The organism is Desulfotruncus alcoholivorax DSM 16058 (assembly GCF_000430885.1).
Classification (GTDB): Bacteria; Bacillota; Desulfotomaculia; order Desulfotomaculales; family Desulfallaceae; genus Desulfotruncus; species Desulfotruncus alcoholivorax.
Map to the genome: position 1 here is coordinate 1 of NZ_AUMW01000052.1, position 5,508 is coordinate 5,508.

Annotated in this window: 6 protein-coding genes and 1 pseudogene; all 7 read left to right on the forward strand. The window is 39.4% G+C overall.

Going from position 1 to position 5,508, the window contains the following annotated elements:
• Window positions 1-136: pseudogene (locus H569_RS22345) on the forward strand (IS256 family transposase); the annotation flags it as partial.
• A 230-nt stretch (window positions 137-366) separates the two neighbouring features.
• On the forward strand, window positions 367-2,862 hold the full coding sequence (locus tag H569_RS0116785) for a CRISPR-associated helicase/endonuclease Cas3 (protein WP_027365931.1): 2,496 nt from the start codon (window positions 367-369) through the stop codon (window positions 2,860-2,862).
• Window positions 2,863-2,935: 73 nt separating this feature from the next.
• A complete protein-coding gene (locus tag H569_RS0116790) occupies window positions 2,936-3,145 on the forward strand; it encodes an AbrB/MazE/SpoVT family DNA-binding domain-containing protein (protein ID WP_027365932.1) in 210 nt (69 codons plus the stop codon).
• A 37-nt stretch (window positions 3,146-3,182) separates the two neighbouring features.
• Window positions 3,183-3,323 (forward strand): PIN domain-containing protein, encoded by a 141-nt coding sequence (locus tag H569_RS22350; protein ID WP_114679318.1) that lies wholly within the window; start codon window positions 3,183-3,185, stop codon window positions 3,321-3,323.
• Window positions 3,324-3,360: 37 nt separating this feature from the next.
• Window positions 3,361-3,867, forward strand: a complete 507-nt coding sequence (gene cas4 / locus H569_RS0116795; RefSeq protein ID WP_027365933.1) for a CRISPR-associated protein Cas4 — start codon at window positions 3,361-3,363, stop codon at window positions 3,865-3,867.
• A 76-nt stretch (window positions 3,868-3,943) separates the two neighbouring features.
• Window positions 3,944-4,936 carry a type I-B CRISPR-associated endonuclease Cas1b gene (cas1b, locus tag H569_RS0116800; RefSeq protein WP_027365934.1) on the forward strand — a complete coding sequence of 331 codons (993 nt, stop codon included), beginning with the start codon at window positions 3,944-3,946 and terminating at the stop codon, window positions 4,934-4,936.
• A 29-nt stretch (window positions 4,937-4,965) separates the two neighbouring features.
• Window positions 4,966-5,229 carry a CRISPR-associated endonuclease Cas2 gene (cas2, locus tag H569_RS0116805; RefSeq protein ID WP_027365935.1) on the forward strand — a complete coding sequence of 88 codons (264 nt, stop codon included), beginning with the start codon at window positions 4,966-4,968 and terminating at the stop codon, window positions 5,227-5,229.
• Window positions 5,230-5,508: the final 279 nt, after the last annotated feature.

A 5,508-nucleotide genomic window follows, 5' to 3' on the forward strand; every position in this document is an offset into this window, starting at 1 on the left:
CTTGAAAAAGATTATTTACCTGGCCACCGTTGAAGCAGCCAAAAAGTGGACCATGCCTGTTAAAGACTGGAAGAACTGCATCTCACAGTTCGCCATATATTTTGGGGATAGATTGGAAACTGAGTTGGCCATATAAGTTAGCCTGGCGATTAACCGACGGCAGCCCTTGACATGGAGCCTCCAGGCCTGTGTTTCCAGGAGGCCGCGGGGAGTCCACGCTGTGCGTTGGCCTCCCGCCCAAATAGGCTAACACAGGCCTCTCTCCATGTAAAGGGCTGCCTGGCTGTTTCTAATTAACCCCAGTTTTATCTTAACCATTTACACGAAAATATTCACACTCCCAATGTATTCCAGAGGTGAAGAGGAATGGTATGTCATTTTGCTCATTATGACAAAAAAACCGGGGAAAAACAGCTTTTACATGATCATCTAATGAACCCTGTTGAGCAGGTGATTCAAGCCATTCCTCCTTCAGTTTGGTTTCCGAGATTGTCTAATGGAGAAGTCAAGGAGTTGGCCAAATGGATTTATCTCCTTCATGATTTCGGAAAATATACTGATTTTTTTCAAGATTATCTGTTAAAAGGTATTATTTCCGCTAATAAGGGGCATTCTTTTATTTCTGCATGTATTACATATGCACTGTTGCTGAATAATACCCGTCAAGAAGCTATTAAAGCATATTTAGGGTTTTTATGTGTATTGAAGCATCATTCGTCGTTGCAAGTGACAGGAATTTTAGACCAGGAAGCACGATCTGTACAACAAAGATTAAAAAGACAGGCTGAACAAATACAGAAAAAACTTGCTGACATTTTTATGGAAGCACCTTGGGGACGATATATAGACGAACACACTTTGCGTGAATCACTACAAGTTGAAAAGCTTTTTGAGAATGAGAGATTATTTTGGAAAATGTCTGCCCGATTAACAGGAAAGCGAGAGCATGCAAACTATTGGTATTTTCCAATTATTTATCTTTTTTCTCTGTTAATTAATATGGATAAAGTGGATTCAAGTGGGTTTGAACGTAGCCATTTACAAGCTACAGAACCGGTGAAAGTCGTTTATTATTTGCGAAAAAAGATCAAAGGACGAGAGTCCGATCTGATTAGCCGACGTGAAAGTGCGCGTAGAACGATAGTTGAAGCTATTGATAGTTTAACAGATGAGCAGGTTTATAAGCAAAGATTCTTTACTTTAACAGCTCCAACAGGTATTGGAAAAACGCTAGCGTCTTTACAAGCTGCATTAAGACTTCAAAACCGAATTGCAAAGTTAGAAGGATACACGCCAAGAGTTATCACAGCAATACCGTTTATTAATATAATTGAACAAACCAGGCATGACTATGAAGCCGTTTTTCAGGACAGTCTTGTTGTGCATCATCGTCTGGCAGACTTTACCCAACAGAAGTTATCCAGAGAACAGGAATACATATCTGTTGATAAGCAGTTGATGCTAGTAGAGTCATGGGAGGGCAAAGCGGTATTGACCACTTTTGTTCAATTGTTTCATTCTTTATTAACTGGGATAAACCGGCCTTTGAAAAAAATTAATAAAATTGCAGGTAGCATAGTGATTTTAGATGAGATCCAATCAATCGCACATGAAAAAACACCTTTGATTGGTGCATTGATCCAGAAAGTGGCAAATTTTTACGGTACGCGTTTTATTTTAATGACTGCTACGCAACCGAAGTTGTTGGAACAGGGAATGAAACTATTGCGGACATTTATTCCAGATGAAAACATCGAAAAAACGGTGGCAATAGAACTTTTACCAGATTACCCGAGTTACTTTAATCACCTAAAACGCACTCGGTTCATTCCTTGTTTAGAAAAGAGAATGGATACATTTTTATTTTGCGATTTTGTATTGGAAAAAATTAATAAATATAAGGAAAAGCAGGAAAGATTTCCATCTGTTTTAATTGTTGTGAACACCATTCAACGTAGTATTGATGTATTTAATCAACTAAGAAAGTTACGTAAAGAAAGGAAGTTTTTATACAGACCGGTTTTAGCATATCTTTCAACTAACCTCATGCCTAAACATCGTCGTCGTGTAATTGATTTTGTAAATAAGTGTTTGAAAAATGGGAAGTCGGTTATTTTAGTTTCTACACAAACTATTGAGGCGGGGGTGGATTTAGATTTTGATATGGGGTTTCGGGATTTAGCGCCTCTCCCATCTCTTATCCAAACCGCCGGAAGAGTTAACCGAGAGGGGTCTAAACAAAAAGGAATTTTTCTGCCAGTATATATTGTACGTTTAGAGAAAGATTGTTCCTGGGTTTATAGTACAAATGAAATGATTGCTACCAAAGAGCTTATACAAGAAAAAGAGCAGATACCAGAATCAGCTTATCAGTCATTAATTGAAGCCTATTATCGTAGAATTGACGCAGTTGGATTAGATAGTAATATTAAAGAAATTTGGGAATACGGTGTTTTGGGACTTGATTTTGAAGAATTAAAAAAGTTTAGTTTAATTGATTCCATTGGCGAAGTTGCGGATGTTTTTATTGAATATGATCAGGATGCTACACGGATTGCAAAGGCGTATCGAGAGCTTTCTAAAAAATTGACGGAAATAGACTGGACAATAGTCAAGGATGTTATTCCTTCTTTTGTGATGGAGCATGAGGTATCGCGGTATACTCAGCGTTCCTTATTAAGGTTGGTTAGCGCTAAGCTAAGCGATTATATAGTACAGATTAGGATTAGAAGAATTAAAAATAATCTTCCATTAGAATTTGGGCATGATTCAAATTTGTTTTGGGTTCCAAAAAGTGAGAAGAAATTATATTATAGTTTATTTACAGGATATATAGCCGAACAGCAAGCATACATTTATTAAATTTGATCACAAATTTTAAAATATATTAATTAACGTACATTTTAATTTAGTATTGTAATAACGGTGATAAGCTATGGGAGATGTAATTATTTCCGATAAATATAAAATTGTTATCCAACGAGAAATAAGAAAACAACTAGGTATCAAGACCAGTCAAAAACTTAAAGTAGTGGTAAAAGGACGGGGGATAAACCTGGTGCCAAAAGTCCCACTTTCAGAGTTGAAAGGTTTTTTAAAAGGGATGGACACGTCGGGTATCAGGGAACATGAGGAAAGGTTATGATTCTGGTCGATTCGTGTGGTTGGAATGAATTTTGAACATGCTGGCTGCCGGGCTTAGTATAAAACACGACCTTCCTATGACCGACGCTATCGTATATGCTACGGCAAAAATGGTTAACTGTCAGGTGGTTACAAGTGATAAGCATTTTATGAGTTTAGGAGACGTTATCTTTATATGATTACATATCATAGGAGATCATAAGGGAGGTTTTTTCTGTGAATGCCAGGGAAATCAACGTTAGCGGCACCCTGGTATGGTACTATTATATCTGCCCCAGGGAAGTCTGGCTAATCGGCCACCAGATTACCGCCGACCAGGATAATGCAAATGTATCCCTGGGACGGTTTATTCAGGATCATACATACCCGCGTGAGCGTAAAGAACTGGCTGTCGGCCAAAGCAAAATGGATGTCTTTCGTGTCACAAATGAAGGTTTGATTATAGGAGAGGTCAAGAAAAGCTCCAAGTTCAGAAGCAGTGCCCGCATGCAGCTGGCTTTTTATTTGAACGAGTTAAAACAACGCGGTATAGAGGCCCGGGGAGAATTGCGCTTTCCCAAGGAAAAACGCAAAGAAGAAGTGGTGTTGGACGAACAAACCGAACGGGAATTGGACAAGGTATGCCGGGAAATCCTGCGCATTCTTTACCTGCCCGCCCCACCGGGGCCTAAAAAGATAAGTTTTTGCAGAAATTGCGCCTATGCGGAATTTTGCTGGTCGTAAGCGGGTAGTCACATACATCTTGATCTGCTTTACAATATTTAGATCAGTCAATTGAATCTATTGGGAAGTGTTACCAATGAAGAAAACCCTTTATATTTTTTCAAGCGGCGAACTTTCGCGCAAGGATAATACCCTGTTTTTTGAAACGGATGAAGGACGGCGTTACATCCCGGTGGAAGATACCGGCGAAATTATGATTTTCGGAGAGTTAACCGTTAATAAGAAACTGTTGGAATTCTTATCCGCAAAAGAGATTGTGCTGCACTTTTTTAATTATCACGGCTATTACATGGGCTCATTTTACCCGCGCGAGCATCTTAATTCCGGTTTTATGACGTTAAAGCAAGCTGAGCACTACCTGGATGAAGAAAAGCGCTTGACCATAGCAAAGGAGTTTGTGCGTGGCGCGGCCAGGAACATCCGCCAAGTATTGAAATACTATCATGGCCGGGAAAAAGATGTTGCGCGTCAATTAAACGCGATTGAGAGTTTAGTTGCACCCATAGATGAATGCAAGGATATATCAACGCTCATGGCCTTGGAAGGGAATATCCGCGACCATTATTATCATGCCTTCGATGAAATAGTGGGCAACCCTGACTTTATCTTCCAAGAGCGCACCAGACGCCCGCCCAAAAACTATTTAAACACACTGATTAGTTTCGGGAATTCCTTAATGTACACCATTTGCCTCAGTGAAATATACAAGACACATCTGGACCCCCGCATCGGTTATTTGCACTCCACCAATTTCCGCCGTTTTACCCTGAACCTTGACGTGGCTGAAATATTTAAACCGATTATAGTGGATAGACTAATCTTCTCTTTGCTTGGGAAAAAGATGATTACCAGGGAAAGTTTTGACCGGGTTACAGAAGGGATAATGATGAAAGAGAAGGCCAAAAAATGCTTTGTTGAAAACCTGGACGAGAAATTGAAAACTACCATTAAACACAGGGATATCGGCCGCCCTGTTTCTTATCGCAGGTTAATCCGGCTGGAATTGTACAAGCTGGAAAAACATTTGATGGGGGAAAAAGAATACCAGGCTTTTGTAGCCAGGTGGTAGAATATATTTAAAAGGTTGGTGAAATTGCCCTGTTTGTTATCCTGGTTTATGATGTCGGGCAAAAGAGAGTGGCCAAAGTGCTGAAAAAATGCCGCCAGTACCTTAACTGGGTTCAGAATTCTGTCCTGGAAGGAGAGATTTCGGATGCCAATCTGAAAAAGTTAAAAATGGAATTGGAGAGAATTATTCGCAAAGACGAGGACTCGGTTATATTTTACTCCTTGCGTACAACGAAATATTCTTCCCGAGAGATTATGGGTTTAAAGAAAGGCGGGGATGAAAATATAATCTAAAACGAAGGATTGAGATAGGAAAATTTTTACGTCGATGTCCAATAGCGTTTAAACGCCGGGGGTTCGACGACACTATGTAATTTAAAAAAACTTGTGGTATAAGGCTCCTGGAAACATTGGTATTACAATACCGATGGTGTTCTTAATTTAAAAACTTATTTTTTTTGGAAAATGCGACGGGTTTTTAGCCTGCCTATAAGGAATTGAAACATTTTGTTCAAGTATCGCTTTGCCCATTGATTAAGGTTTTTAGCCTGCCTATAAGGAATTGAAACCTGA